Here is a 510-nt window from a genome sequence, read left to right as displayed (position 1 = left end):
GCTTCAAATGCCTTGGAGGTTGTTGTAAACCCAATTCCGGATGCCGCGGTGATTACCGCAGAAGGTCAGACGACTTTTTGTGCAGGCGGAGCCGTAGTGTTAAAGACCACAACTGTAGCCGATAGCTACCAATGGTATAAAGGACTAAGTCTAATCACAGGGGCAACTCAGCAAACGTATACCGCTACAGAAAGCGGAAACTACAGTGTAAAAATTACTTCCATTGCTTGTGAAAGCCCAGCTTCTAATCCAATAGCGGTTACTGTGAACCCAATTCCAGATGCCGCGGTGATTACAGCCGAAGGCCAGACGACTTTTTGTGCAGGTGGAGCCGTAGTGTTAAAGACGACAACCCTGGCTGATAGTTACCAATGGTACAAGGGACTAAACCTGATTACAGGTGCTACCCAGCAAACTTACACGGCTACCGAAAGCGGCAGCTACAGCGTGAAAATTACTTCCACTGCTTGTGAAAGTCTTGCTTCTAATGCCTTGGAGGTTGTTGTAAAT

The 510-nt window shown here is 47.3% G+C and carries 1 protein-coding gene; it reads left to right on the top strand.

Going from position 1 to position 510, the window contains the following annotated elements; genetic code table 11:
- A partial coding sequence (locus GM920_RS23580; RefSeq protein WP_202986177.1) for an Ig-like domain-containing protein occupies positions 1-510 on the top strand: 510 nt, incomplete at both ends.

The sequence above is a fragment of the Pedobacter gandavensis genome, assembly GCF_014172405.1.
GTDB classification, from domain to species: domain Bacteria; phylum Bacteroidota; class Bacteroidia; order Sphingobacteriales; family Sphingobacteriaceae; genus Pedobacter; species Pedobacter gandavensis.
The sequence above is the reverse complement of the archived record's forward strand: the minus strand, read 5'-3'. Positions and strand labels throughout refer to the sequence as shown.